The following is a 1,659-nucleotide window of genomic DNA, read 5'->3' on the forward strand; positions in this document are numbered from 1 at the left end:
GGACTGGGGACTGGGGATTGGGGATTGGGAAAAAACTTTTACTCTACATTTAATTACCAATCCTTAATTCCAACTTTTATTGGTAATCTAGCTGTTTTGTTATTATGAACAGATTGCGATCGCTACAGTTGTGTACTATGAGACATTTCTATCAACTGTCTTCGCAAAGAGTCCTTTACATACCGTCTCTTTAGGATAAGAGAAATCGCTCCTTGCCCTCTTTATATTTTAATCCCCAATCCCCAATTGAAACTTTTTGGCTGTATCTTAGTCGTATTGTTAGTGTTTTGCCTGAATGCACTGAAGAATAGTAATTATGCCTATAGTGCCCATAGACCAAATACAAGTTGGTCACAACCGCCGTCCGGTTAAAGGCGAAAAAGTTGACGAGTTGAAGGAATCAATTAAGGCTAATGGTCTGTTGAACCCAGTTACGGTAGACCAAAAGCTGAATTTGATTGCCGGATTACACCGTCTGACAGCTTGTAAACTGTTGGGGCTAAAGGCGATCGCGTGTAATATCGTTAGCTATCAAGATTCTGACCAAGCGCGTTTGGCAGAGATTGACGAAAATCTGATCCGCAATGAACTAGAACCGCTAGAACGTTCAGAACTGTGGTTAGAACGCGATCGCATTCTGGAACGAATGGGACTGCGGGCGAAGGCGGGTGATAATCAACATACTCTCAAAGCTGGTGAAATGATTTCACCACCAAAGAGAACTTTAGAGTTAGCTAAAGAAGTTGGATATTCGGAACGTACCTTTCAGCACGGTAAGCAGATTGCTAAAAGTATCCACCCAGCAGTTAAACAGTTAATTAAGGGTACGGCGATCGCTGATAGTCCAACGGCACTATTAAAGGTGGCTAGGGCTGGTAGTAAAGAACGCGCCTTAGCAGAAGAAGCACAAAAAGCTTTGGAGTTAGCCCAAGCTAGGGGAGACGAAGCAGAAGCAGCACGACAAGCTAAACTGGTGGCTGACTTTCAAGCCAAGCAAAAAGAGTTACAGACACTGGCACACAAAAGTGCTATGGCGCAAAAAGAAGCTAAATCGGCTGTGAAGAAAAGCCAACGCCAGCCAGAACAATTAATTGAGCAATCTGTAACACTGCAAGCACCCAAAGTTAATCTAGGTGAAGAATGGCTGCTAGGTCGGCATTTAATATATTGTGGCAATACTGCAACTTCAGAATTTCGGAAACTGTTGCCTTCAGATGCGGCGTTGGCGATCGCTACTCTTTCTCCAACTTGGGAGCATAATTACTTAGTAGATGAAGCGCGGGTTGTAGCTGTGCTGCGTTCGGAAGGGCAAATTTATGAATTTTACAAGCAGAATCAAATGCCCTTTCAATACGAATTAGTGGTAGGCAATATTTATATCGGAATTTTTTCTCATCAATTAATACCTAAACCTCAAACACCAATTAATGTTGAAGGAGTAGAAGGAATCGTCAACTACTTAATAAATTTGTATACTAGCCCGAATAATTTTGTCATAGCCCCATTCATGGGACACGGTGAAATTCTCATTGCTTGCGAAAGAATGGGGCGTATCTGTTTTATTGGGGATACTCATTCAGAATTGGTCAGTGGCGGCATTCTTAGGTGGCAGAAATGGGCTGGAAAGCAGGCAGTACTAGGGACTGGGGATTAGGGGGA

1 protein-coding gene is annotated in these 1,659 nt (G+C 42.9%); it reads left to right on the forward strand.

Annotation, left to right across the window (positions count from 1 at the left end):
• Positions 1-316 precede the first annotated feature (316 nt).
• A complete protein-coding gene (locus I8752_RS22070; protein ID WP_214434417.1) occupies positions 317-1,654 on the forward strand; it encodes a ParB/RepB/Spo0J family partition protein in 1,338 nt (445 codons plus the stop codon).
• Positions 1,655-1,659: the final 5 nt, after the last annotated feature.

Origin of the sequence: Dendronalium phyllosphericum CENA369 (assembly GCF_016056275.1) — a bacterium.
Taxonomy (GTDB): domain Bacteria; phylum Cyanobacteriota; class Cyanobacteriia; order Cyanobacteriales; family Nostocaceae; genus Dendronalium; species Dendronalium phyllosphericum.

Excerpts from the sequence above, each read along its gene's own strand:
- I8752_RS22070 (WP_214434417.1), top strand. The coding sequence starts at position 317 with ATGCCTATAGTGCCCATAGACCAAATACAAGTTGGTCACAACCGCCGT.